Here is a 26240-nt window from a genome sequence, read left to right as displayed (position 1 = left end):
AAAAAAACTTAGCAACTTAGTTACTAGATAACTTAGCAACTTATACAACCATGAAAGAACAATTTAAAAAATTTCTGAACGAAGAACAAGATCCAAAAGCGATTGAAAAAGTCACTTCAAAACTCAATGATTTATTGATGAAAGGTGAAGAAATTGGATATATTGCCGTTCAAAAAAAACCGGCACTTACTGTTTTTCCTGACAGTATTGTATTAACAAACAAGCGAATCATTATTTGTCAGCCTAAAAATTTAGGTCTTTCGATGGATTTTACAGATTATACCTGGGATAATGTTGCGGGTGCTTTTGTAAAAGAAAATATTTTAGGTTCTGAATTCTCATTCAATACTAATACTGATTTATCAATTTCGATTGATTATATCCCGAAAATCCAGGCCAGAAAAATATATACTTACGCAAAAGAACAATTAGATTTAATAAAAAATCCTGTTGTTGCCGAAACACCAATTGTAGAAACTGCTCAGGTTGTTGAAGAAGAAGATGATATCGAAGAGGAAGTTGAAGAAGTTGAAACTGAAGAAGTAACAAGTTTTGCTGAAATTATGCCAGCTGCTACTCCATCTTATACAGAAACTTATGAGCCAATTCAGCCAGCTCAACCTGCAACTGGAGATCGTAAATTAAGTGATTTATCTAAAGAAGAACTTTTTGATAAATTACAGAATTATAAAAAGCTGCTTGATAACGGTTTGATCATGCAAGGTGAATATGATGCTTACAAAAAAGAAATACTAAGCTATATGTAAAATGTAGTTTGTGAGAAGTGAAATGACTTCTTATTAGAAATAAAAAAAGTCTTAAGCTCTAATTGAACTTAAGACTTTTTACATTTTACAGATTACTTTTTTACAAACTACATTTTACAAAGTAGCTTTCTGCTTTTCTACAAAACTATTCGATTGCAATTCTAATAACTCCTTTGCATTTTTACGCTGCAGATCGTATAAGCTTTTATCTTCGGCGATATCAGCATAAACTTTATCATGCATTTCGGCACTTGTTTTTACTAATAAATCACGTTGGTATTTGTTTTGTGCCAAAGTTGCTTTCATGGCCGTTTCGGCTTCCTCTTGTTTAAAATCGAATTCGCCTTTTGGAGCTAGTAATTTCGCAATAATAGGAGAAGTTTCGATCGCCAGAAACAGCAACATAATAAAGAATGAAGGTAACCACGGCAATTTATCCAAAGCATTTATACGCGCCATTAAACCATCAAAACCTTCGATGATGGGTTGTGTTTGCGATACTTTTTTATCTAAATCCGCTTGCAATTGTTTGCCTGCTTTTTCTTTCTCGGCAATTTTTGCTTCGTTGGTGGCTTTTAGAGTTTCAAACTCTTTGAGAGCTGCATCGTGTTTTTCTCGTTTCTCTTTATAAACAGGACCTTTACCTAATTTTTTAGTTCCGGTTGTCCCTTCAGCTTCTGTGATATAAGTAGAATAAAGTGCGTTTACTTCTTTTTCTTTGTTCAGTATATCTGTTTTCAGAGCTGCAATCTCAGCTTTATTTTTATCTAAATCTGATTTGAAATAATTACCAACTTGTTTTTTATTGGCCAATTCCATTTCATTTTTTTCTTTTAATAAAACGGTATTGATTTCTTTTTCGAAAATTTTAATCTCTAATGGTTTCGAAATTACGATGGCAATAATAACTGCCAACATAATACGAGGCGTTGCTTGTAGAAATTCATCAAAAAAACGATCTCTTTTTTTAATCGTCGAAACGATAAATCGGTCTAAATTAAAGATTAATAAACTCCATACAAATCCAAAAATTAAAGCCGGATAAATAGAGTCAAAAACAGTAAAAAGCGCGTAAGCACTGGCAAGAAAAGCCATAACGGCTGTAAAAAAAACGGTGGCACCAATACCAACATATTTGGTTTGTTCGCCTTCTGAGCAACCTTTGAGCAGGTCACGATCAGCTCCTGAACACAGGATAAAAAATTGTTTAAGCATGATTGATGATTTTTGATTGTGATTGATAGGGCAAATTTAGCGCCAAAAATTTAATTCTGAGATAAATAGTTGATTTGTTTTTAGTTGCAGGCCATAAAAAATCCTTTTTTATTAAATGTTATTTTAACATTAATCTATTTCTAATCTTGAGGGGAATCATAACACTATGTTAATTTTTTTCAACGTCTTTAATAACATTAAGGTTCTAGTTTCGCAATTAAACAAACTAAAACACAATGAAAAAAATTTATTTAGTAGTAACATTTATGCTATTAGCCTTTTCGGGTTATGCCCAAAAAGCCATAATCTCAGGAAAAGTATTAGATGTTGATGACAAACTTCCGTTACCGGGAGCAATGATTCAAATTGTAGGAGAAAACAAATACACAGTTTCAGATTACAACGGACGTTTTGAGTTATTAAACATTAATGTTGGAACTTACAAAGTCGAAGTAAAATATATAGGATATACTGCCATAACTCATGAAATTACAGTAGAACAAGGAAAAAATAACGTACTAGATTTTGCACTTAAAACTTCGGGAACTGAATTGAACGAAGTAGTTGTTGGGGACATCTTAAAAGGTCAGGCTAAAGCTTTGAATCAACAAAAAAACAGTAAAAACATCGGAAACATTATTTCATCTGATCAAATGGGGCGTTTTCCGGATGCCAATGTTGGAGATGCTTTAAAACGTGTTCCTGGTATCACGATGCAAAATGATCAGGGTGAAGCGCGTAACATTATTATTAGAGGTTTGGCTCCATCTTTAAACTCTGTAACTTTAAACGGTGACAGAATCCCTTCTGCAGAAGGAGACAACAGAAACGTTCAAATGGATTTAATTCCGTCTGACATGATTTCGACTATCGAAGTTAACAAAACCCTGACTTCAGACATGGACGCTGATGCTATAGGAGGTTCTGTAAATTTAGTAACAAGAGCAACTCCAAATGGTGAAAGAATTTCAGCAACACTTGCGGGTGGATATATGCCAATTCGCGAACATGCTACTTACACCGCTGGTTTAGTTTACGGAAATCGTTTTTTAGACAATAAACTTGGAGCTGTTTTTAGCGGATCTTACAATAATGTAAATTATGGTTCTGATAATATCGAAAACGAATGGGTAAAAGATAAATTCGGGAATGAATATCTGCAAGCATCAGAAATTAGAAAATATGATGTACAACGTATTCGTCGTAGCGGATCTGTAGCTTTAGACTATAAATTTGATGAAAATAACACCATTTTTGCCAATGCTATTTATAACTGGAGAGACGATAGAGAAAACCGTTTTAGAACTACTTATGATGATATCGAACCTATTTATAACGGAGAACAAATTACAGGTTTTGAAGGTCGTGTAAAACGTCAGACAAAAGGTGGAATCGATAATAATCGTGATAAAAACAGAAGATTAGAAGACCAACGTGTTCAGAATTACTCGATTCGCGGAGAGCATTTAATCAATTCTAAATTAGACTTAGACTGGTCTGCCAATTATGCAAAAGCAAGAGAATATCGTCCGGGAGAACGTTATATCGAATACCGTCAGAAAGGTCTTGATATGACTCAGGATTTATCAGATACCAGATTTCCTTTAGTTACAACAACTGGAGAAGCTTTAGATAAATTCAAATTTCAAACGGTTACTGAAAATACAGATGAAACCAGCGAAAGCGAATTTGGAGCAAAAATTAATATTCGTTTCCCTTTTACCATTATTCCTTCTGAAAAAGGAAGATTAAGAACCGGACTTAGACTTCGATTGAAAGAAAAAGAAAGAGATAACAATTTCTACGCTTACACGCCAATTGGTACAGACATGGCTTTGTTATCGCAAGTTCCAAACAGTTATTATGATGGTCAAAATTTTAATCCGGGAAGCAAATATGTTCCGGGAAATTTTGCTTCGGCAGGCTTTTTAGGAAGTTTAGATTTAAATAATGCTACTTTATTTGATAAATCAGCGGATCCTGCAGAATATTTAGCAGTAAATTACAATGCCAAAGAAAGTATTTATGCTGCTTACGTAAGATGGGATCAGGATTTTAATGATAAATTATCTATGGTTTTAGGTTTCAGAGTCGAAAATACACATATTGACTATACCGGAAATCGTGTTTTGGATGAAGAAGAATTAGAAAGCCAAATCAATACTAAAAACTCGTATACTAATTTATTGCCAAGTATCTCTTTACAATATAATGCTACAAAAGATTTAGTTTTAAGAGCTGCTGTTACAACTGCTTTAGCAAGACCTAACTATTATGCATTGGCTCCTTATGTAAACAATATTGTTGCTGATAAAGAAATTACAGCCGGAAATCCAGATCTTGAGGCAACTTACTCGTACAATTATGATTTCATGGCCGAGAATTATTTTAAATCTGTTGGTTTAATTTCAGGAGGTGTTTTCTATAAAAAATTAGACAACTTCATTTACAATTATAGCGATAATCAATACGATGCTGCAAAATTTGCTGCTGACTTCCCTAATCAGACTAATCCAATTCCAGCGGGAGAAAACTGGTCGTTCCTGCAATCAAGAAACGGAGATACAGTTGATGTTTATGGTTTCGAAGTTGCATTTCAACGTCAGTTAGATTTCCTTCCAGGTAAATTTCTTAAAGGATTTGGTATTTATTTGAACTATACTTACACAAAATCTAAAGCAAAAGGAATTGCTGACGAAGACGGGAACGAAAGAAACAATATTAGTCTTCCGGGAACAACACCACATATGTTTAACGGATCTTTATCTTGGGAAAACAAACGTTTTTCTGCGAGAGTTTCGACTAATTTCACTTCAGATTATTTAGATGAATTAGGTTCAGAATCGTACAAAGACAGTTATTACGACAAACAATTTTTCTTAGATGCGAATGCTTCTTACAAGATTACACCAAAACTTCGTCTTTTTGCTGAAGCCAACAACTTAACTAACCAGCCTTTACGTTACTACCAGGGAGTTCAGGCGCATACCAAACAAGCAGAGTACTACCAGGCCAGATATAATTTTGGTTTGAAACTTGACTTGTAATAATCAATTTATAAAATGCTTAAATTAGACAGAACTTAGCGGTTCTGTCTAGTTTTATTAAATAAAATCCATAATGAAAAATAAATCTATAATAGCCTTTTTACTTTTAAGTACTTTATTCATCGCTTGTAAAGATGACAAACTTGCTCCTGTTGCTGCAAATGCAGTAAAACCTACAGTTGTTACCGAAGCTTTGCCTCACGATACAGATGATCCTTCGATTTGGATTCACCCAACTGATGCTTCTAAAAGTATTATCGTAGGAACAGATAAAGATACAGACGGTGCTTTGTATGCTTTTGATTTAAAGGGAAAAATAGTTGCAAAATCTGAAGTTTTAAAGCGCCCGAATAATGTTGATATCGCTTACGGTTTATTAATAGACGGAAAGAAAGTAGATGTTGCAGTAACCACAGAACGCGAATCAAACAAAATAAGAGTTTTTAGTTTGCCTGATTTAAAAGCAATTGACAATGGCGGAATTGCTGTTTTTGAAGGTGAAGAATTACGTGACCCAATGGGAATTGCTTTATACACCAGAAAAAGCGACGGTAAAATTTTTGCTATTGTAGGCAGAAAATCAGGACCATCAGGAAGTTATTTATGGCAATATGAACTTTCCGGAAACGGCAAATTTGCAACAGCAAAAGTAGTTCGTAAGTTTGGTGCTTACAGCGGAAAGAAAGAAATTGAAGCTATTGCGGTTGACAACGAGTTAGGAACTGTTTTATATTGCGACGAACAATTCGGAATCAGAAAATACAAAGCCGATCCCGCTTTAAATGATAATAAGGAATTGACAATTTTTGGAAAAACAGGCTTTAAAGCCGATAATGAAGGAATCGCTATTTACAAAAAAACAGATTCTACGGGATATATTTTAGTGTCAAACCAACAAGCAAATACTTTTATGGTATACCCAAGAGAAGGTGCAAAAGGCAATCCGAACGATTATCCTTTATTGGCTGAAATTCCAACATCGACTATTGAATGTGATGGTGCAGATGTTACCAGCGTAAATTTAGGAGGAAATTTCAAAAACGGACTTTTCGTAGCCATGAGCAACGGAATGACGTTTCATTATTACGCCTGGGATTTAATCCAGAAACGTATCGACGAATCTAAGAAATAAGTATTCAGTCACAGTCTCAGTTTTCAGTTTCTTAACTATGACTGAAAACTGAAACTGAAAACTGAGATTGAGACTGAAAACTGAGACTGAGACTGAGACTGAGATATAAACAAAAAAGCTGTTCATAACGAACAGCTTTTTTTAGTTTGAATTAGTAATCTTCCTTATTCTGTAATTGGCGCGCCGGCTAAAATTTCAGCATTGGCAAACTCTTCAAATTTGGCGAAATTCGCTTTGAATTTCTGAGCCAATTCAATTGCTTTTTTATCGTATAAATCTTTGTCTTCCCAAGTATTTCTAGGATTTAAAATTTCAGCTGGAACATTTGGGCAAGATTGTGGTTTTGCGATTCCAAATACGGCATGATTTTTAAACTCTACATTGTCCAATTCTCCGTTTAATGCAGCGGTAATCATGGCACGAGTATATTTTAATTTCATACGGGTTCCTGTTCCGTAAGCTCCGCCTGTCCAACCTGTATTGATCAACCAAACTTTTACGTCTGCGTCTTTCATTTTTTTAGTTAGCATTTCTGCGTAACGTGTTGGGTGTAATGGCATAAATGGTGCTCCAAAACAAGCCGAGAAATTAGGTTGTGGTTCTGTAACTCCTGCTTCTGTTCCGGCAACTTTCGCTGTATATCCTGAGATAAAATGGTAAGCGGCCTGACCCGGAGTTAATTTAGAAATTGGAGGCAAAATTCCGAAAGAATCTGCCGTTAAGAAAAATATATTTTTAGGATTATGTCCTATAGATCCTGGCTGAATATTATCAATATGTGTTATTGGGTAACTTACACGTGTATTTTGAGTGATTGAAACATCATCATAATCAACCTCGTTTGTTCCCGGTTTGAAAACCACATTTTCTAAAAGTGCTCCTTTTTTGATTGCTCTAAAAATGTCCGGTTCGTTTTCTTCGGTTAAATTGATAACTTTTGCATAGCAACCACCTTCAAAGTTAAAAACAGTATTTTCTGCAGTCCAACCGTGCTCATCGTCTCCAATTAACTTACGTGCAGGATCTGCTGATAAAGTTGTTTTTCCGGTTCCTGATAATCCAAAGAAAATTGCAGTATCTCCGGCTTCACCAACATTAGCACTACAGTGCATTGGTAATGTATTTTTGAAAACTGGTAAAATGAAGTTCAAAGCAGAAAAAATTCCTTTTTTCATTTCTCCAGTATAACCTGTTCCTCCAATAAGTGCAATTTTTTTAGTAAAATCTAAAATCGCAAAATTAGACTGGCGTGTTCCGTCTACCGCAGGATCTGCCATAAAACTTGGTGCACAAACCACCGTCCATTCCGGAGTAAAGTTGGCTAACTCAGATTCTTCTGGTCTTAAGAACATATTGTAGCAAAACAAGTTCGACCATGCCGTTTCTGTAACAACACGAACATTTAATCTATAATTGGCATCAGAACAAACATAAGAATCACGAACAAAAACTTCTTTGTTTGATAAAAACTGAGTTACCTTATTATACAATTTTTCAAAAGCAGTTGGGTCGAAAGGAATATTTACATTTCCCCACCAAACCTGATCTTCTGTAATACTATCTTTTACAATAAAACGATCCTGAGGAGAACGTCCTGTAAATTCACCTGTATTAATTGCCAATGCGCCTGTAGAGTTCTCAACACCTTGGCCTAATTGCAAAGTGATCGCATGCAATTCATCAGCAGATAATTGGTAACGAACTTTTGCATTTTCAATTCCTAACTCCTTTAGCGAAATCGATTGCGTGAAAACGGTGTGACTGTCCATAAATTTTAAGTTGTGTGTGATATTTAGTAAGAAGCAAAATTACAGATTTATTGTTAATCCTTTAAAAAAAATTAAATTTTACTTTTATTTATATCAATAAAGTAAAATTTGATCTTTAAAATCAATAAAATAAAAAAATAACCGCTTCAAATTTGTTTTCTTATAATCCATTAAATGAATTTGTTATATTATTTACTCATTAAAGTAAAAAACAAGAAAAATTCACATAAATAAGATTATATGTTATTTATGAGACAAAATTAAAGATTAATTTTTAGATAAAATTTTTTATTCGGGATTTTATGATTTTCTCCTCAAAATCGTAACAAATAATACCGCCCAAGCAATAATTAATAAAAAACCACCCACAGGTGTTGCGAATACGATAATTTTGAAATCAAAAACTGTAAGACTTTTTGTAGCTAATAAATAGATCGAACCGCTAAAAAGAAGTACACCTGCAACAACTAAATTATAGATTGCTTTTAAGGTTTTTTCGGCGATATCTTTTCTGGTAGAAAGAAAGAGTAAAAACAGAGCGTGATACATTTGATAACGAACACCAACTTCAAAAGTATTAAGTTCTTCTATAGATAAATATCTCTTTAATAAATGTGCACCAAAAGCGCCCAAAATAATCGATAACATTCCCATAAAAGCTGCTGCTAAAACAATTCTTCTTTTCATATTTTCTATACTTTTTTTATTCTTCAACAAAAATACTTCAATACATTTTAAAAAGCATTTTAGTTTTCAAAAATCTTTTACGGAAAAAGAAATTCATGACAATTTAGCTTCAAATCAAAAAATAATGCACTTTTACAAAATTATAATTGTTACATATTTAACAATTTAATATATTTGTGTTACAAATTTAAAACATGAGAAGCATTTTAATCTTTGGAGCAGGCAGATCTGCATCGTCGCTAATTCGTTATTTATTAGCCAAATCAGAAAGCGAAAACCTACATCTTATTGTGGCAGACTTGTCTTTGGCTTTGGCCGAAAAAAAGACTCAGAATCATCCTAACGCTACTCCAATTGCTTTAAATATTTTTGATACCGAACAAAGAAAAGCAGCGATTCAGCAAGCATCAATCGTGATCTCGATGTTGCCAGCTCATTTGCATATCGAAATTGCCAAAGATTGTATCGAATTCAAAAAACACCTTGTTACAGCTTCTTATATAAGTGATGCAATGCAGGCTCTTGATGAAGAAGCTAAGAAAAATAATTTGATTTTCATGAACGAAATTGGCCTTGATCCCGGAATCGATCATATGAGTGCCATGAAAGTTATTGATGAAATCAGAGCAAAAGGCGGTAATATGTTGCTTTTTGAATCTTTTTGCGGCGGATTAGTCGCTCCTGAATGTGATAATAATTTATGGAATTACAAATTTACCTGGGCGCCCAGAAATGTAGTTTTGGCGGGACAAGGCGGCGCGGCAAAGTTTATTCAGGAAGGTACTTATAAATATATCCCATACGCAACTGTATTTCGCAGAACCGAATTTCTGGAGGTTGAAGGTTACGGAAAATTCGAAGCGTATTCGAATCGGGATTCTCTTAAATACAGATCGATTTATGGTTTAGATGATATCCTGACTTTATATCGCGGAACGATTAGAAGAGTGGGTTACTCAAAAGCATGGAACATGTTTGTGCAATTGGGCATGACGGACGATAGTTATATTATGGAGGATTCTGAAAACATGAGTTATCGCCAGTTCGTTAATTCATTTTTGCCATATCATCCAACAGATTCTGTAGAGATTAAAACGCGATTGATTTTAAAAATCGATCAGGACGATATTATGTGGGATAAACTTCTGGAACTGGATTTATTTAATCCGGACAAAAAGGTCGATTTGCCTAATGCTACTCCTGCTCAGATATTAGAAAAAATCTTATCAGACAGTTGGACTCTTGAGCCTAACGATAAAGATATGATTGTCATGTACCATAAGTTTGGCTATGAACTGAATGGTAAAAAACAGCAAATCGATTCTAAAATGGTTTGTATTGGCGACGATCAAACTTATACTGCTATGGCAAAAACGGTGGGATTGCCGGTTGCAATGGCAACATTATTGATTTTGAATGGAGAAATTACAACTCCGGGCGTACAACTTCCGATAAAAAAAGAAGTTTATCAGCCTATCTTAAAGGAGTTAGAGGAATATGGGGTGATTTTTAATGAACAAAACATGCCTTACTTTGGATATAATCCAGACTTATTTTAAGGCCTGGTTTTGTTGGTTTTTTTAGAATTTTTTTTTTAGTTTTTAATTTTATCCGCTTCTCCTGACTAGAAGCGGATTTTTTCTTTTTAAGGGACAAAGGTGCAGAGGGACAAAGGCACTAAGACACAAATGTTTTTGAATAATTGTTGTAGAATTATCTAAAATATATGCTGGTTGGATTAAATATTTCAGCTAAAGCCAAATCTTTCTAAAGAAAAACTCCAGCTTTAGCTGGAGTCTATTAATATCAAAAGAAACCTCTGAACCTTTGTCCCTCTGCTCCTTTGAACCTCAAAAGAAAACTTATTTATTAGACTGAATCGTAATTGGCAAACTGTACATCACTCGAACGGGTTTTCCTTCCTGAGTTGCAGCTGTCCATTTTGGAGAAAGCTTCAGGACGCGGGTTGCCTCATCGCCTATCCCGTAACCAGGATCTTGTAGTGTTTTAATGTCTGATAAGCTTCCGTCTTTTTCGATTATAAATTGCATATAAGCTTTCCCTTCAAGCTTATTTTTTTGAGCTTCTGCGGGCATTTTAAATTTTTTGCCAATAAATTTATAGAATTCCGTAAGTCCGCCCGGAAACTCAGGCAGTTTCTCAATATTGGCCATCGTATAAAGATCTTTATCTTTTACATCTGATTTATTTGATCCTTTTTGAGCAGTCGCTTTTGTACTAAAAACAAACAATAATAAAGCATACATTACGCCTACACTAAATACTTTTAATACAATTTTAATTGGAGATTCTTTTTTGGTCATCATCAGTAAACGTTTTTTAGTTATTAGATAATTAATATTACTTGCCAGAGCAACTGTGTTTTTATTTGAAGCAAAATCTAATAATAGATTCTGATAATTTCTAACAGATTGAAATTGAATATTTACAACTTCATCTGCCAAAAATTCATGATTGAGTTTGATTGCTTTTTTATAAAACAAAAGCAAAGGATTGAACCAAAAAACGATTTGAAAAATTTCTATAAAAAGAATATCCAACGTATGTTTTTGATCTAAATGTGCTTTTTCGTGCGCTATTAATTCTGATGGAATTTTACCTTTTTCGAATTCATTTTTATTGATAAAAATAGATTTCCAAAACGAATGCGGTAAAACAGGCTCTTCGATTAAAACTATTTTTTCTCCTTGTACAAATTGTATCTCATTATTTTTTGTTCTTTTATAAAATGAATACAAATTCAAAACAAAGCGAATCGATAACATCAAAACGACAAAAACATAAACCATTGCAATAAAAACGGTTGCAAAATCATCAAAAGAAATTGTTCCCAGTTTTTCATTGCTCTTTTGAATGACCAACTCTTCTAATTGAATGAATCCAATTTTGTTCGAAAAACCAGCATTAAACGAAATAACCTGCAACGGAATCACGAAACTAAACACCAAACTTCCTAACAAATAAATGCGATTGAAACGAAACATTTTTTCGTTTTCAAGCCACAATTTATATACTGCGTAAAAAACCAAAAGCAGTATTCCTGATTTTAGAAGATAGAGTATCATTTTTTCTTTTTTTGAATTTCTGAATCGATTATTTTTCTAAGTTCTTCTAATTCTGATGCTGACAAATTGGTTCCCTTTGTAAAAAAAGAAGCAAATTGTGATGCCGAATTATTGAAAAAACTGCTGATTAATCCGTTTACGTGTTTCGAGAAATAAACCGTCTTTTCGACCAAAGGATAATATTCTCTCGAATTTCCGAATTCGTTATAGGCTACGAATTTCTTATCGATCATTCGTTTCAAAAGCGTTGCAACGGTTGTTGTTGCCGGTTTTGGTTCAGGATAGGCTTCGAGTAAATCTTTCATAAAAGCTTTTTCAAGCTTCCAAAGATGTTCCATTAATTGTTCTTCTGAGTTTGATAGTTGCATATTTCTAAGGTGCTAAGGTTCTGAGATTCTAAGTTGCTGAGTTTTTTTGATGATTAAGAACAATCTATATTCTAAAAAAAAATCCGCGACAATCCGTTTAATTCGCTAAATCTGTGGGCTATTGTATTTCTTGCTCTGAAATTAAATTACCATTATTATACTTCCTGACTTCGGTTAGTTTCCCTTTATCCGAGTAAAATTTCCAGACTCCAAAATAAAACCAATGTGTTTCGACAGCATCGACTTCGATTTTTGTTTTTCCTTTTGATTGTAGTTTTCCGTTTTCATAATAATATTTTACAATGCAGATTCCGTTTTTGTATTTTTCGGTTTTGTAAATTTTTCCGTTAATGTAGGATTTCCATTTTTTTATGGGTTGATCGCTTTTGTAATATTCTAACGATTTGTATGTAATGCTATCCTGTTGGTAATTATCAATCCAAAGACCTTCTTTCTTTTTATCAATCTTTTGATTGATGGGTTTACTTTTACAACTTAAAAGCATGATTCCACAAAAAAATAGCAAAAGAAGGTTTTTCATATTTTTCGAATTAACTCTACAATTATAGATGTTGCTCTACAAATGTAGAGTTATTTTTTTAATAAGCAAAAAAAAGTTACTAAGACTCTAAGTTACTAAGGTTCTGAGGTTTTTTTTTAGGTTCAAAGGTGCAGAGATGCAAAGGGGTAAAGGTTTTGAATAGGCTCCAGCTTCAGCTGGGGTTTATAATAAATGTGAAGGAAATGGCTTTAGCCGATTTTTTTTAGGCTCAAAGGTGCAGAGATACAAAGGGGCAAAGGTTTTCAATAGGCTCCAGCTTCAGCTGGGGTTTAGAATAAATGAGGAGAAAATGGCTTTAGCCAATTTTTTTTAGGCTCAAAGGTGCAAAGATTCAAAGCAGCAAAGGTTTTGAATAGGCTCCAGCTTCAGCTGGGGTTTATAATAAATGTGAAGGAAATGGCTTTAGCCGAATAAATACACCTATAAAAAATTTAAAGAATTCGGCTAAAGCCAATTACTCTTTTCACAAAAAACTCCAGCTGAAGCTGGAGGCTATTCAATTTTGATGCGAAAAACCTTTGTCACTTTGTTCCTTAGCAACTTTGCACCTTTTTTAGCGTTAGGGATAGAGGCGGTATCCTTTTATGAAGTGAAACGGAATAAAAGATATAGCCGAAAGCCCGACCGAAGGGAACGCCCAAAAACATATTAAACTCCAAATTCCAAAAAAAAAATCCGCTCATTTCTGAACGGATTTTATATGGTTTGAGATTCAGCTTTGTCAAAGTTTAGAACTTTGACAAAGAGCTAAACCTAAAAAACTTTGTCTTTGTGCCTTAGTGGCAATTTACTTAGAAAGCTCTACAAAATATTTGTAAAACAACGGGATAGTTTCGATTCCTTTTAAGAAATTGAAGATTCCGAAGTGCTCGTTTGGTGAGTGAATCGCGTCGCTGTCTAAACCGAAGCCCATAAGGATGGTTTTGCTTTTTAATTCTTTTTCGAATAAAGCCACAATTGGAATACTTCCGCCTGAACGAACCGGAATCGCAGGAACTCCAAAAGTCTCTGTGTAAGCTTTGTTTGCTGCCTGATATCCAACGCTGTCAATTGGCGTAACATAACCTTGTCCACCGTGATGTGGCGTAACTTTTACGGTAACTCCAGATGGTGCAATGCTTGTGAAATGTTTAGTGAAAAGTTCTGTGATTTCATGCCAATCCTGATTAGGAACCAAACGCATTGAGATTTTAGCAAATGCTTTACTCGCAATAACGGTTTTTGCTCCTTCGCCTTGGTATCCGCCCCAAATTCCGTTTACGTCTAATGTTGGACGAATTGAGTTGCGCTCATTGGTAACATATCCTTTTTCGCCATAAACGTCGTTTAAGTCTAAGGCTTTTTTATATTTTTCTAAGCTAAAAGGTGCTTTTGCCATTTCGGCTCTTTCCTCTGCAGATAATTCCTGCACTTTATCGTAGAAACCAGGAATAGTAATATGATTGTCTTCGTCATGCAAAGAAGCAATCATTTTTGCCAAAACATTGATTGGGTTCGCCACTGCTCCACCGTATAATCCTGAATGCAAATCACGATTTGGTCCGGTAACTTCTACCTCTACATAACTTAAACCACGTAAACCTGTCGTGATCGACGGTTGTTGGTTTGAGATCATTCCGGTATCTGAAATAAGAATTACGTCGTTTTTCAATTTCTCCTGATTGCGCTCTACGAACCAGGCCAAACTTGCTGAACCTACTTCTTCTTCGCCTTCGATCATGAATTTTACGTTACATGGCAAAGTATTGGTTTGCACCATAAGCTCAAGGGCTTTTACGTGCATGTACATTTGCCCTTTGTCATCGCAGGCTCCACGGGCAAAAATTGCGCCTTCTGGGTGAATTTCGGTTTTTTTAATTACGGGTTCGAATGGTGGCGAAGTCCATAATTCGATAGGATCTGGTGGTTGAACATCATAATGTCCGTAAACTAGAACTGTAGGTAAATTTGGGTCGATTATTTTCTCTCCATAAATGATTGGATAGCCCGGAGTATCGCAAATTTCGACAAAATCGCAGCCTGCTTTTGTTAAACTTTCCTTAACAGCTTCTGCAGTATCGATCACATCTTGCGAATATGCAGTGTCGGCACTTACCGACGGAATTTTTAATAATTCGATCAATTCGTTGATAAACCGATCTTTATGTTGTTGAACGTAAGACTTAATATTTTCCATTTCAATTATTTTTATAGAAATTCAAAAATACGAAAAAGAGAATTAATATTTTTTTTGAAAAAATGTTTTGAAATCTAGAAGTTATGTTTATCTTTGCACCCACAATTGAGCGGATATGGTGAAATTGGTAGACATGCCAGACTTAGGATCTGGTGCCGCAAGGCGTGTAGGTTCGAGTCCTATTATCCGCACTGAACAAAAGCTTCTGAGAAATCAGAAGCTTTTTTGTTTTTGGTCTTTCACCAAATATTGCCATTATTTGAACCATATAAGTAATATAAGTTCATTTTAGTTTTATGTGATTAAATCTTTTAAAAAGACAAAGCCTCTGTAAAAGAGAACAATAAAAAACCCGATTACATTTCTGCATCGGGCGTAAAATGTTAACTACCTTTTTCTGTACTATCTATACTAAATAACTTTTGCAAATTCTTTAAGGTAAGCACACCTCCAATATGTTTGACCGATTCATTTTGTATTGTTATAAACTGAATACTTTTAACTCCCAGCATTTTATCATAACGAATTGTGACTATGTCGCCTCTCCAATTTTTATAATCAAAACGCTCTCCTTTTTTATACTCAACACTGTTCATAGCTCTAAAAACTTCATTATAAATCTCCATCATCTCTGATTTTTTAAGCATGTAACTCCATTTCGCATCACTTTTAGTAGTTAAATCAGGCATTTGTAAGATATAAGTTTCTCCAAACCTACTTATTTCCGTAGTACCCATATTTACCGAAATCACTTCGTCGGGCTTGTTTTCTCCTGAACGCATTACTATTTGCGCATTAACATTAAAACCTAAAATCAAGACAACTACTAATAATAATTTTTTCATGTTTTTTTTCTTAAATTAATAATAGACAAATGTAGTCCTGCGCAAATCAGTCATTTTACGGCTTTCCATAAAAGAGTAATTTATTTTCTGATTGTTTAAAGATTTTTAGGTTTTGGCTTTCGCCGAAATTTAAACGCAATATTACTTATTGCCGATTACAACTATCTAGAATGGATTAAAATCCATTCCTACAATATATTTCGTTCCTCTGGATATTTCTATGTAAAACCTCCAACAAATCATTTACTTTATCGTAACAGCAAAATTTAGTTTGTCATTCTTTTTTAATTTAGATTCGTGACATAAAAAGAACTAATAATGATAGAAAAATACTTTTTAGCATTTTTTAATAACTGGTTGAAACCTATAATATTCTGGATTGTTTCTATTGTACTTTTAATAGTTGCTAACTCTTTTAATAATCCCACCTTAGAAAAGGTTTGTTTTACGATATTCTGTCTCGGATTAATTGGTTTATTGATTTCAGCATTTTACCAATTATCAAAAAAGAAATGGCTTAAAACAATCCTGACCTTAGTTTTATTTGGCAGCACAATAGTTATTGGACTCATTATATTTCTTACGCTATTTTTTATAAATCAAGAAACACCCGATACTTGGGCCAAAAATTTAAAAATTCCAAAAAACATACAAATTGACAATCCTGTTGACATGGAATTTGGCAATAATTTTGACTCTAAAAAACCCGACAGTATAACAAATAGAATTGTTGAACATACTGAATTTCAGCTTTACAATTCATTCCAGCCGGGAATTTATGAATATGAATTTTGGATTGGAAAAATAGAACGCGGAACAATTTATTTAAAGGCTTTTGAAATCACTCAAAATATTAGTCTTTCTGACGACAAATTACCAAAAAACAGTTCTATTAAAATTTACAATCCTACAGATAGTATAAAAAAATTTAGCTTAGCTGATGATTTTAAAATTTACGAAGGAGATTGGGGACAACCATATGCCGCAAGATTCGAAGTTTGGTTTAAACCTGACAATGGCAAAAAAGAACGAAAATTATTTTTTAAAAATTATAAGATTGAAGGATGGATGCGATAATGCATTCTATATGATTGCAACTTTATCAATAATAACCTTAATCCCTACAATATATTTTGTTCTTCCGGAACTCTTTCTAAAATTCCGAAGGAATGATTTATTTTGTAGCAAGTCCCGATAGCTATCGAAATCAATCCCTTGAAACGCAACGTAACTCCAATATTGTCATTTCGACCGAAGGGAGAAATCACAATAGAAATCAGCAAAGATTGGCGACATTCTGTGCGGAGTTCGCGTGTGATTTCTCGTTCCTCGAAATGACAAACTGTGTGGTTAATCAATATCCAAATAAGGATCTAAAGCTTCTGCCAATCTATTGAGCCAATAGAAATTATCTTCTATATTTTTTACTTCAGATTCTACCGTTTCGCATCCTCGCATTACGCATAAAGAAAGTGCATAATTTATTTGTCGAATTATTTTTGCCATTTCTTCGGGATCCATAACATCAATAAAAAAATCTTTTATTCTTGTTTCAACTTCTTTTGAAAGTTCATTTGTAGTCATTGTCTTATTTTTTATTTGAAACAAATATAATAATTTGTATGCTAATTAGCCTACATGAACAAAATAAATCTTTTCACTTTTGGAATATGAATATTTCAGAAGAAACTTTTCTCATTAATCTTGGTATTCACGTTAGACAATTACGTGAAAAGAAAGGCTTATCCCAACAAAGCTTAGCTGATGATTGCAATATTAACAAATCTCAAATAGCAAGATTAGAAGTTGCGAAAGTAAATACTGGCATAAAGACCCTAGCAAAAATTGCCAATGCTTTAGATGTTGAACTTAAAGAATTGTTTGATTTTCCTTTAAAATAAACCCAGTAAATCATTTACACAAATGAAATTATCAAAACAAAGAAAAACAGAAATCCTGATTTTTATTATTTTGATAGTATTTGGCGCAATCTTTTATTTAAACTTTAAAAATCTTCACGTAAAGTTTTACAATAAAACTGGAGAAAATATTGATTCTTTGGTAATTGCAGGAACTTTTATTGGTGATTTAAAAAATGGAAGCTCAACAGAATACATAGATTATAAGGAATTTCTTTTTGATAGTGGAATCCCATACGAACAAATTAGCGGAATTTTAAATACTAAAAAAATACATGAGCTCAATTGGAGCGATTGTGGCACAGAGAGAAATAAAGAATCTAAAGGATCTTATGTCTTTGACATAAAAAAAGGAACAGATGAAGACGGTAAAACATGTATGTTTTTAGTAGGTCATAATCAAAAAATCTTCTGGGAAGAATAATAAATTTCTCGAAATAAAAATTTTGCGGTTACACAAGTGCGTAAAACACTTTTATCAAAGTTTAAAATTTTGACATTTTTAATTTTACAGTAAGTTACAAATAGCTGAAACAATTCTATTAAGATGAAAAAGACAATTCAAACCATAATCCTTCTTTATTCTTTAGCTTCATTCTCGCAGACTGTAATTAAGGTCGAACCAGATGAAGAAAAAAATAAATACTTCAATTACTATTTATTAGATGAAAATGATAGTATGCATCATTTAGGCATTGATGAAAATAATGGCTTTTACAACTTAAAAAATTTAAAACTGGATAGTCTGAAAACCTATCGTTTATATCTAGACGATCGCCGGTTTGTAAAAATTGATCAGGAATTAAACCTGAAAAACAATGATACTTTAATCATAAAATTAAAACCTAACCCAAACTGCAATTGCAAATCATTTTCAAAAGACGTTTTTGTTTCTCCTTGCCCTTATTTTACTTTTGCACCTTATGTACCAAAAGAACCTCGAAATATTGATGATGATTTGCCAATAATTATATCGCAGAAAATTAAAGATTATCTACGCTTAAGGGTAGGCGAAGATTTTTACAAAAATGTTTATTTTAAACAAGGTCAGACATTAGACAGCGTTCATTATAAAAAATATTTTAAGATAAATAATCTAACTACGCGATATCACTACTATTTATGTTTTGCTTATTCAAACCCGGAAAAAGGAATTGGAGAATATACTTCTAATGTACAATTAGACGAATTTGGCAATATAATTAAGGATATAAATTTTCCTAAAAACAATTCTAAGATCAATGAATTTGTATCTTTTAAAGAAATTAAAAACAAAGCCATTGCTAAAAAATTTTATAATGAAAAAACACAAATAGAAATGTATTATGACCCCAACAAAAACATTTTGATTTGGAAATTCATTAATCCGGAATTTAAACCCAATGGCGTCTTTCTTTTAAAGGAACTAACCTATAATGCACATACTGGGCAATATTTAGGTTTAAAGACTAACGAAGGTCAGTGGATTGAATAAAAAAACCTTTGTCAAAGTTTTAAACTTTGACAAAGGCTGTATTTAAATGAACTTATATCACTTATATGGTTTAAAAATTCTAGCTGTTTAATAACTCCAAAACCTTATCGACATTTACTTCGCTATAATCATTGATGTAAAAACTACATGGCGGAAGCTGTTCTTTTGTATGGGTACTCAAAACACCTACGACTTTCATTCCTGCATTTAATCCTGCTGTAACGCCCGAAAATGAATCTTCGAAAACAATACAATCAGACGGTGCAACGCCAACGCGTTTTGCAGATTCTAAATATACTTCGGGATTTGGTTTATGAAATTTTACATCTTCGCTTGACATAACAGAATCCATTTTGTCCTGGAATTGCAACGCTCCCATAATTAAATCAAGATTGGCGCGTGGTGCAGATGTTGCAACAGCGGTTTTAAAGCCTCTCGATTTCAGTTCGGCTAAAAAGTCGAGATAATGCGGAATGGTTTCGACTTTGTCCTTATAAATCTCACGAAACATTCCTTCTTTTTCGTCTTCGAGTTTTACGAGTTCTTCTCCTGTAATGGGACGCTTGAAGAAATGAGTCATAATATAACCATTATGTTTTCCGTACATATGTTCTTCAAACTCTTGTTCTGAATGAGGAATTTGATATTTATCGAAAAATGCTTCGAAAGCTTTTGCATGATGCGGATTGGTGTGACAAATCACGCCGTCCATATCAAAAATAACACATTGCTGCTTCATTATATATTTTGTTTTTTTAACGGTTGCAAGATACAATGATTTATATTTTTTATCGAATTTAAAATTCCGAATATCTTTACAATGTCATTTTTTATAACTTCGCCAATACAGAATTAAATTATTATGAAAAGCGCAAAATACAATGGCAAAAATGTGATCTGGGAAAGCAAAACCAAGCAAATATTTTTGATTATTATTTGCTTTGCGTTTACTTTTATGGCATTATGGGCTGGAAAAATCAATTCAGTTCGTTTTTGGTTTCCCTTAATTTTATTTGGCGGAGGCGGTATTTTTATACTCATTAGATTTCTAAATCCAAAAAATATTTTTGTTTCTCTAAATTCAAAACTGGCACAAGAAATATTTTCTTCACAAGCTGTAGAAAATCAAGATGATCCCGGGATATTTGAATACAACGAAAATGGTTTTAAAATTACTGATGAAAACAGTTTTAATACTTATGAATGGAATAACATTGAAACTGTTCTGGCTTACAAAATAGATTTACTTACGTATGACGAAATTTGTATAGATGTTTATACTGATGATTTAAACAAATTCACTATTTCAGAATCCACCTGGGGATGGTTTCAATTTATCAGCAGATTAAGTGAAAACATCAAAGCAATCCAAATTGATTGGTACATTACTATTGCAAACCCAGCGTTTGAAAAAAATCTAACTCTACTATACGATAAAAACAATCGCACAATAGAGGAAATAATAAAAGCACAATACTACTTTCCAGAAAATCCAAAAACACATAATTCCAATAGCTAAAAAGAATCGCAAAGGTTCCTCGAGGAGATTTTAATTTCTCGCAAAGTCGCGAAGCTGCAAAGTTTATTAAGCAATAATTACATCGTACTACAAACTAAACAGAAATGCAATTATGAAAATGATTGCCCTAGCCCCGATAGAAGTGGAAATCCTTTTGTGCCGGGGTTCGGCACAAAAGATTGGAACGTATAGCGGGATTAGCTCCTAAAAAAAATTAAATCAACACTCAAATCACACAAAAAAACCCGTGTAATCAGCACGGGTTTCATCATCATCAATCGAAAAAATCAAGGTAATCACTCCTCAATATATTTTTATTTTGAAAGGCATTTTAGCCTATCCAAATTTTACTTTTAACTAATGTCATTGTTTGTCGCAAATGCTGGTTGCAAGCGATAAGAATAATCAGAACGACAAGACCGTATCCTACGATGGTATAAATCTCCATATCGGCCAATAAAGTGGCTTGTTTGGCAACGGTTCCGAATACTTTTTTTAATGCTAATGTATTCGCATTATCTGCTGAATATCCTTTTGCCATAAAACTCTGTGCTGTTGTAGCAATGGTTTGCTGGGCTTCGGGATTTTCGCCGGTTACAAATTGGCTTAGTTTTAAAAAGTGTTTTTTGTTTAAAAATACGACTGCATTCTGCATCACACAAAAACCAATTGTACTCCCCCAGAAACGTCCGGAAACTCCAACAATTCCGGATGAAACGGCCATTTTTGCCGGAACAGACGATGTGGTAAACAAAATAAGCGGAACGAATAAAAACCCAACTCCAATGCCTTGTAAAACATACGGAATAATAATATCTGACAATGCTACATCAGGCACAAAAAGAAACGTAAACCAAAAATGAAACAAGGCAATAAGCGAAAACCCGATCATAAAAATGACTTTGGTCGAAACGGATTTCATCAGGAAAAAAGCGGCTAAAATTAATCCTATTACGTTTCCTAATCCGTTGATGTATTGTACTCCGGCAACTCGTGACGGATCCCAGTTCCAGATCGAGAACATTGCTGAGTGACAAAGACTAAGCGTTGCTCTACTGATATAAAAGAGGAAAAACAATAAAAATCCGATTCGGAGATTGGCGTATTTAAAGACTTCGAAATCAAAAGTGGGTCTTTTTACCAAAAGTTCTTTAAATATGAATAATCCTCCTGTAATTAGCGCAATCATGAGCATTAAAACCATGTGCGAAGACTCGAACCAGTATTTTTTTTCGGCATAAACAAAGAAATAAGCGCCACAAAGAATCGCCGTTAAAACCAAAATATAACTGATCCAGTCGATTTGATACAAAGGGATTTTCTTGGTAATTCTGTGTCCGCGAAAAGTGATCAGGATCAAAAAGACGTTTAAAACCTGAAGTCCGCCTGATACATACAACATGTATTTCCAGTCGTAATGATCCAGAAACCAAACGGCAATATTCATAATAAACGGCGTTGACAATAACAATGAACCGTAGTAGAATGAAAAACCTATTATGATGGCGTTTTTAGAATTGAACTGCTCTATCAATAATTGCCTAATTGTGATTACCGGAAGCGCCATCAGGATTCCCTCGGCAACTCTTAATAATAAAAAAAGATAAAAATTGGTAATATAAGCCGATGAAATAATAGTAATTCCGATTACGGAATAGACCGCCATAAGGTAATTTTTTGCCGGAAAAAAACTCGAAAATCTACTTTCGATCAAAATCGTTGCCAGCAAAGTTCCGTAGGTAACGCACATTGCAAACTGCAAATCTTCTGGCTCAATGTCAAGAAAACTTGCCGCATAGGTTACGTTTGAAGTATAAACTCCTAATAAAATCATGGAATGCAGCAAACAGACAAACAAAATAATAATGATTGCCCATTTGGGAACCCAGGATTTAAAAATACTTTTATCTTCCATTTTATTTGTGCTCGGCAATAACGGTAATATTCATTCCGGCTCTTAAAAAATCAGCTTGTTTATCGGCATCTTTTAACTGAATACGAACCGGGATTCTTTGTTCGATTTTTACGAAGTTTCCTGTTGCATTATCCGGAGGCAATAGCGAGAATCTCGCACCACTTGCAGGAGATAACGACATTACAATTCCTGTAAATTCTTTACCATTTATAGCATCGGCCTGAATTTTTACTTCCTGTCCAACGGTTAAATATTGCAATTGCGTTTCTTTAAAATTGGCAGTAATCCATTTTTCTTTGCTTACTATCGAAAGCAATGATTGTCCTTCTTTTACCATTTGCCCTGGCTGAATCGTTCTTTTGCCCACCCAACCGTCATAAGGCGCGGTAATGATGGTATACGAAAGAAACAATGCTGCATTGTCTGCCACAGCTTGTTTCGACGCAATATTGGTTTGCATGGTAGGCACGTTTGCCTGCGCCTGAGAAGTACTTAAGTTCGAAGACTGAATTCTGTCTCGCATTTCCTGAAAATGGGCTTGCGCCGATTCGTAATCTGCCTTCACTTTTTCTAATTGTTGCGAAGTTGCAGCTTCATCTTTAACCAAAGCTTTGTATCTGTCGTATTCTAATTTTGTTTTCCAAAGATTGGTTTTGGCTGCAGCCAATTGCGATTCTCCAATTGCGGTTGAACTTGCGGTTGTTGCTACATTTTTCTCGGCCACAACACTGCTTTGTTTCGCACTTTGTACATCGGCAAGAGCCACATTCAATTTTGACTGATATTCTCTGTTATCGATAACTACCAAAGTATCTCCTTTATGCACGAATTGATTTTCATCAAAACGAACCTCTTGTACATAACCTGTAATTCTGGACATAATAGGTGTTACATATTGCTCGACCTGAGCATCATTGGTTTCTTCGTGATTTCTGTTAAACACATAAAACCAAATTCCTAAAATGATTCCGCTTGCCACCAAAACGCAAGCTATAATTGTTATTAATATATGAAACGTTCTGTTTCTTCTAGTTTCATTTTTTATCTTAACCATAATAAACTGTATATCTTTTCTTTGTTCTGTTTTCTATTTTCTTACTTCTAAAATCTTGCTTCGATCTTAAATCTGCTCCGGCATTATCCCAGCCGTATGAAGCAATTCGTAATGTTTTAAAATCGCGTCTAATCGGGTAGAAATCTTATTGTATTTCGCTTGTAATAAAGCGTTATCCGCATCGACCATTTCAGTTATTAAAACCAATTGATTTAAATATTTCAGCTTTACAATTCGGTAATTTTCATTGGCCAAATCCAACGCTTTGTCTACTACCACAAACTTCTCGAGGATTTCCTGATATTGCGTATGCTCTTTAAACAGCTTATCCTGAATTTCATCCTTGATAATTTCGCTTTGCATTTTTTGCCATTCGATTTGCGTAGTTGCCTGTTCTACTTTGGTTTTATTTTTATATAAAGCCGAAAGATCAAAATGCGCTTCGATACCAATTTGTCCTAAAGTGTACAAATACGGATTTGGCGGAAAGAATTTGTAGTTAGGATAATAAAAACCATAGTTACCAAAAAAGTTTACCGTAGGCAGATAATTTCCTTTTACCAGTTTTAGTTCCGTTTTTTTGATGTTTAATTCCTGGCTTGCTATTCGCATTTCTTCATTATTGAAAGCTTTATTCAAATAAAAGTCATACGGATCTAAACCTTTCATTTCATCCATATTCGCCGTAGTATCGATTGCGACTTCTTCGTTTTCAGGAATCTGAATCAAAGTCTTTAAATCATGCAAAGCGATTTTTATATTCTTAGAATTCGTCAATGAACTTAATTCACGATCCGAAAGTTGTAACTCAGCTCTAATAACTTCGTTTTTGGTTACCGTTCCGTGTTTTTGCAAAGACTGCACTTCTTTCAATCGGCTTTTTTCTTCTTTGATGTTTTCTTCGAAAATTTTTTGAAGTTCCATCATTTTATAAATCGCCAGATAATTTGCCACAACTTCGAGCTCGATATCATTTTCAGTCTTTTCGCTTTTTATTTTAGCGATTTCATTTTCCTGATTAGCAATCTTAATAGCATTATTGATCTTATTCCCTGCATAAATTGGCATTTTAAAAGTAGAGTTAACCTCATAAATTTCAGGAATTGCTTTGGTGACTTCTTTATCTTTCAGAAAACCACTTCCTTTGAATTCCGTAATATTGGTAATTCTGGAATACACACCGTTTAATTCGATATCCGGCAAACGGAGTTCTTTTCTTTCTTTGATGTTTTGCTCTGAGAGCGTTGTCTCTAATTGAGATCTAAGGATTTTTTTATTGTTTTCTTTGGCCAGTTTCACTGCTTCGCTTAACGAAACCGAATGAATTTCCTGAGCTTGTAAATTACTGAATGTTAATACGATTAGAAATATCAACATGATTTTGAGAAAACAATCTTCTGTAGAATTTGTTGTTTTAAGGAACATGAATGTATAAAAATTTTAGTACTGCAAAGTTCCTTCATTTTTTCGTTGACTGATAATTCTAAAAAGTCAATATCATATTCATTTCGGACAAATGTTAAAATTTTATTTCCCGAAAACGATATATTAAAATATTGAAAAACAATACGTTGTGAAAAATTATACAAATTGGGGTTTCACGCAGATTTAAAAAGATTAAAGCTAATTTTGCAGATATTATAATAATAAACCCGTCTGAATCTGTTTAAATCAGTAAAATCCGTGGGCAAAAAAGCTTTCTATTTAGTTCTCAGGATATCTTCTCCATTTAAGTAATCAGAAGGTCTTTGTCCGAGGAATTTAAAGAAAGTATTACTAAACGTCGGCACGCTGCTGTAACCAACTTCCTGAGCTACCTCTTTTACGGAAAGTTTTCTTTCTAATAAGAGTTCAATCGCTTTTAATATTCTTCGAATGGTATAATATTGAATAAAAGACATATTAAGGTCTTTTTGAAATAAGCGATACAAAGAGCGTTCGCTATAGCCAAATTGATGCGCAACCTCAGCAAATAAAATGGTTTCTCCCAGATTATTTTCAATATGGCGTAAAATTTTACTCAAACGCGGATCTTTTGGTTGTGGTAATTCTAAAGGTAAATTGGTCAGACAAATTTGAGGTAATATTGCCTTGATCGCTTTTGCAATCGCAAAATTCGGACTTCCTTTTTTAAGATCGCCATTCCACCTATTGGTAAAAAGCATCATTTGCAACAATAAATTATTGACCGGATAAATACCTTCTACTTTATAAAAATCATCTTCGTCTTTTTCAACCGGAAAATATAAATTCCGCATGGTCACACTTTCAGATTTTGGTTCGATGCTGTGCGCAACACCACTAGGAATCCAGATAAAATGTCTTGCTGGCAAAAAATACGTTTTGGTTTCTGTTGTTACAAAAACCACATCGCCTTCAGCATACAACAATTGTGCTTTGTCATGTTTATGTGTAGGCACAAACAATTCTCCCATTAAATCATGGTGACAATAAATGCTTTTTTTGTCGGCATCTACTTTTTTGATGTAATATTTATCTAGTTTCTGACCGGAATGTTCCATTGAAGCAATTGAATATCTTTCGATATATAAATGTAGGGAAATTTAAATTCCAAAATTTTAAAAAATTCCAAAACTGGATTGTGCAGATTTAACCGCAAAGATTCTGTGTTGATTTCCAAATTTAAATCTTAATTTTTATTAGTTTTGCTTTTCAAGACAGTCATTGAGCTAGTCTCTATAGCG

23 protein-coding genes and 1 tRNA gene are annotated in these 26240 nt (G+C 33.7%); 10 read left to right on the top strand and 14 right to left on the bottom strand.

Annotated features, from left to right (window positions below):
• The first annotated feature begins 50 nt into the window (after positions 1–50).
• Positions 51–767 (top strand): PH domain-containing protein, encoded by a 717-nt coding sequence (locus FLACOL7796_RS10725; RefSeq protein WP_173970787.1) that lies wholly within the window; start codon positions 51–53, stop codon positions 765–767.
• Positions 768–881: 114 nt separating this feature from the next.
• Here FLACOL7796_RS10725 and FLACOL7796_RS10720 read toward each other — a convergent pair whose 3' ends face one another.
• On the bottom strand, positions 882–1982 hold the full coding sequence (locus tag FLACOL7796_RS10720) for a DUF4407 domain-containing protein (RefSeq protein ID WP_173970786.1): 1101 nt from the start codon (positions 1980–1982) through the stop codon (positions 882–884).
• Positions 1983–2218: 236 nt separating this feature from the next.
• On the opposite strand from FLACOL7796_RS10720, the gene FLACOL7796_RS10715 reads away from it, so the two are divergent.
• Together FLACOL7796_RS10715 and FLACOL7796_RS10710 are read left to right on the top strand one after the other, a co-directional pair.
• Positions 2219–5029 (top strand): TonB-dependent receptor, encoded by a 2811-nt coding sequence (locus FLACOL7796_RS10715; protein WP_173970785.1) that lies wholly within the window; start codon positions 2219–2221, stop codon positions 5027–5029.
• A gap of 73 nt (positions 5030–5102) precedes the next feature.
• Positions 5103–6161 (top strand): phytase, encoded by a 1059-nt coding sequence (locus FLACOL7796_RS10710; RefSeq protein ID WP_173970784.1) that lies wholly within the window; start codon positions 5103–5105, stop codon positions 6159–6161.
• Between the two features lie 164 nt (positions 6162–6325).
• Here FLACOL7796_RS10710 and pckA read toward each other — a convergent pair whose 3' ends face one another.
• Positions 6326–7930, bottom strand: a complete 1605-nt coding sequence (gene pckA / locus FLACOL7796_RS10705; RefSeq protein WP_173970783.1) for a phosphoenolpyruvate carboxykinase (ATP) — start codon at positions 7928–7930, stop codon at positions 6326–6328.
• A gap of 300 nt (positions 7931–8230) precedes the next feature.
• Positions 8231–8617 (bottom strand): DUF423 domain-containing protein, encoded by a 387-nt coding sequence (locus FLACOL7796_RS10700; protein ID WP_173970782.1) that lies wholly within the window; start codon positions 8615–8617, stop codon positions 8231–8233.
• Between the two features lie 194 nt (positions 8618–8811).
• Between FLACOL7796_RS10700 and FLACOL7796_RS10695 the strand changes: the two genes are divergently transcribed.
• Complete coding sequence (locus FLACOL7796_RS10695) at positions 8812–10176, top strand: saccharopine dehydrogenase family protein (protein ID WP_173970781.1); 1365 nt, start codon at positions 8812–8814, stop codon at positions 10174–10176.
• Between the two features lie 303 nt (positions 10177–10479).
• Here FLACOL7796_RS10695 and FLACOL7796_RS10690 read toward each other — a convergent pair whose 3' ends face one another.
• From FLACOL7796_RS10690 to FLACOL7796_RS10675, 4 genes are all read right to left on the bottom strand, one after another.
• A complete protein-coding gene (locus FLACOL7796_RS10690; RefSeq protein ID WP_173970780.1) occupies positions 10480–11703 on the bottom strand; it encodes a M56 family metallopeptidase in 1224 nt (407 codons plus the stop codon).
• The gene (locus tag FLACOL7796_RS10685) at positions 11700–12071 is read right to left on the bottom strand and encodes a BlaI/MecI/CopY family transcriptional regulator (protein ID WP_173970779.1); all 372 of its coding nucleotides are present in this window, start codon (positions 12069–12071) and stop codon (positions 11700–11702) included. Before FLACOL7796_RS10685 ends, FLACOL7796_RS10690 begins: the two co-directional genes overlap by 4 nt.
• 118 nt (positions 12072–12189) lie before the next feature.
• Complete coding sequence (locus tag FLACOL7796_RS10680) at positions 12190–12612, bottom strand: toxin-antitoxin system YwqK family antitoxin (protein WP_173970778.1); 423 nt, start codon at positions 12610–12612, stop codon at positions 12190–12192.
• An 808-nt stretch (positions 12613–13420) separates the two neighbouring features.
• Positions 13421–14809, bottom strand: a complete 1389-nt coding sequence (locus FLACOL7796_RS10675; protein WP_173970777.1) for a dipeptidase — start codon at positions 14807–14809, stop codon at positions 13421–13423.
• 109 nt (positions 14810–14918) lie between these two features.
• On the opposite strand from FLACOL7796_RS10675, the gene FLACOL7796_RS10670 reads away from it, so the two are divergent.
• Positions 14919–15000 (top strand) — tRNA-Leu (locus tag FLACOL7796_RS10670).
• Between the two features lie 192 nt (positions 15001–15192).
• Here FLACOL7796_RS10670 and FLACOL7796_RS10665 read toward each other — a convergent pair.
• Positions 15193–15654 carry a hypothetical protein gene (locus FLACOL7796_RS10665; protein WP_173970776.1) on the bottom strand — a complete coding sequence of 154 codons (462 nt, stop codon included), beginning with the start codon at positions 15652–15654 and terminating at the stop codon, positions 15193–15195.
• A 318-nt stretch (positions 15655–15972) separates the two neighbouring features.
• Between FLACOL7796_RS10665 and FLACOL7796_RS10660 the strand changes: the two genes are divergently transcribed.
• The gene (locus FLACOL7796_RS10660) at positions 15973–16731 is read left to right on the top strand and encodes a hypothetical protein (RefSeq protein ID WP_173970775.1); all 759 of its coding nucleotides are present in this window, start codon (positions 15973–15975) and stop codon (positions 16729–16731) included.
• Positions 16732–17004: 273 nt separating this feature from the next.
• On the opposite strand, the gene FLACOL7796_RS10655 is transcribed toward FLACOL7796_RS10660, so the two are convergent.
• The gene (locus FLACOL7796_RS10655; RefSeq protein WP_173970774.1) at positions 17005–17238 is read right to left on the bottom strand and encodes a hypothetical protein; all 234 of its coding nucleotides are present in this window, start codon (positions 17236–17238) and stop codon (positions 17005–17007) included.
• Positions 17239–17324: 86 nt separating this feature from the next.
• Here FLACOL7796_RS10655 and FLACOL7796_RS10650 point away from each other — a divergent pair, with 86 nt between their 5' ends.
• From FLACOL7796_RS10650 to FLACOL7796_RS10640, 3 genes are all read left to right on the top strand, one after another.
• Positions 17325–17555, top strand: a complete 231-nt coding sequence (locus FLACOL7796_RS10650; protein ID WP_173970773.1) for a helix-turn-helix domain-containing protein — start codon at positions 17325–17327, stop codon at positions 17553–17555.
• Between the two features lie 22 nt (positions 17556–17577).
• Positions 17578–17997, top strand: coding sequence for a hypothetical protein (locus tag FLACOL7796_RS10645; RefSeq protein WP_173970772.1), 420 nt, complete (start codon positions 17578–17580; stop codon positions 17995–17997).
• A 123-nt stretch (positions 17998–18120) separates the two neighbouring features.
• Positions 18121–19047 (top strand): hypothetical protein, encoded by a 927-nt coding sequence (locus tag FLACOL7796_RS10640; protein ID WP_173970771.1) that lies wholly within the window; start codon positions 18121–18123, stop codon positions 19045–19047.
• A gap of 79 nt (positions 19048–19126) precedes the next feature.
• On the opposite strand, the gene FLACOL7796_RS10635 is transcribed toward FLACOL7796_RS10640, so the two are convergent.
• Positions 19127–19786, bottom strand: coding sequence for an HAD family hydrolase (locus FLACOL7796_RS10635; protein WP_173970770.1), 660 nt, complete (start codon positions 19784–19786; stop codon positions 19127–19129).
• A 123-nt stretch (positions 19787–19909) separates the two neighbouring features.
• On the opposite strand from FLACOL7796_RS10635, the gene FLACOL7796_RS10630 reads away from it, so the two are divergent.
• Positions 19910–20566, top strand: a complete 657-nt coding sequence (locus FLACOL7796_RS10630) for a hypothetical protein (RefSeq protein ID WP_173970769.1) — start codon at positions 19910–19912, stop codon at positions 20564–20566.
• 331 nt (positions 20567–20897) lie between these two features.
• On the opposite strand, the gene FLACOL7796_RS10625 is transcribed toward FLACOL7796_RS10630, so the two are convergent.
• The 4 genes from FLACOL7796_RS10625 to FLACOL7796_RS10610 all read right to left on the bottom strand — a co-directional run bounded on the left by FLACOL7796_RS10625 (position 20898) and on the right by FLACOL7796_RS10610 (position 26057).
• Positions 20898–22481 carry an MFS transporter gene (locus FLACOL7796_RS10625; RefSeq protein ID WP_173970768.1) on the bottom strand — a complete coding sequence of 528 codons (1584 nt, stop codon included), beginning with the start codon at positions 22479–22481 and terminating at the stop codon, positions 20898–20900.
• A 1-nt stretch (position 22482) separates the two neighbouring features.
• Entirely contained in the window at positions 22483–23535 is a 1053-nt protein-coding gene (locus FLACOL7796_RS10620) for an HlyD family secretion protein (protein ID WP_173970767.1), read from the bottom strand.
• A gap of 66 nt (positions 23536–23601) precedes the next feature.
• Positions 23602–24912, bottom strand: coding sequence for a TolC family protein (locus FLACOL7796_RS10615; RefSeq protein ID WP_232067353.1), 1311 nt, complete (start codon positions 24910–24912; stop codon positions 23602–23604).
• A 323-nt stretch (positions 24913–25235) separates the two neighbouring features.
• Entirely contained in the window at positions 25236–26057 is an 822-nt protein-coding gene (locus FLACOL7796_RS10610) for an AraC family transcriptional regulator (RefSeq protein WP_173970765.1), read from the bottom strand.
• Positions 26058–26240: the final 183 nt, after the last annotated feature.

Source organism: Flavobacterium bizetiae, assembly GCF_902804475.1.
Lineage (GTDB): Bacteria > Bacteroidota > Bacteroidia > Flavobacteriales > Flavobacteriaceae > Flavobacterium > Flavobacterium bizetiae.
The sequence above is the reverse complement of the archived record's forward strand: the minus strand, read 5'-3'. Positions and strand labels throughout refer to the sequence as shown.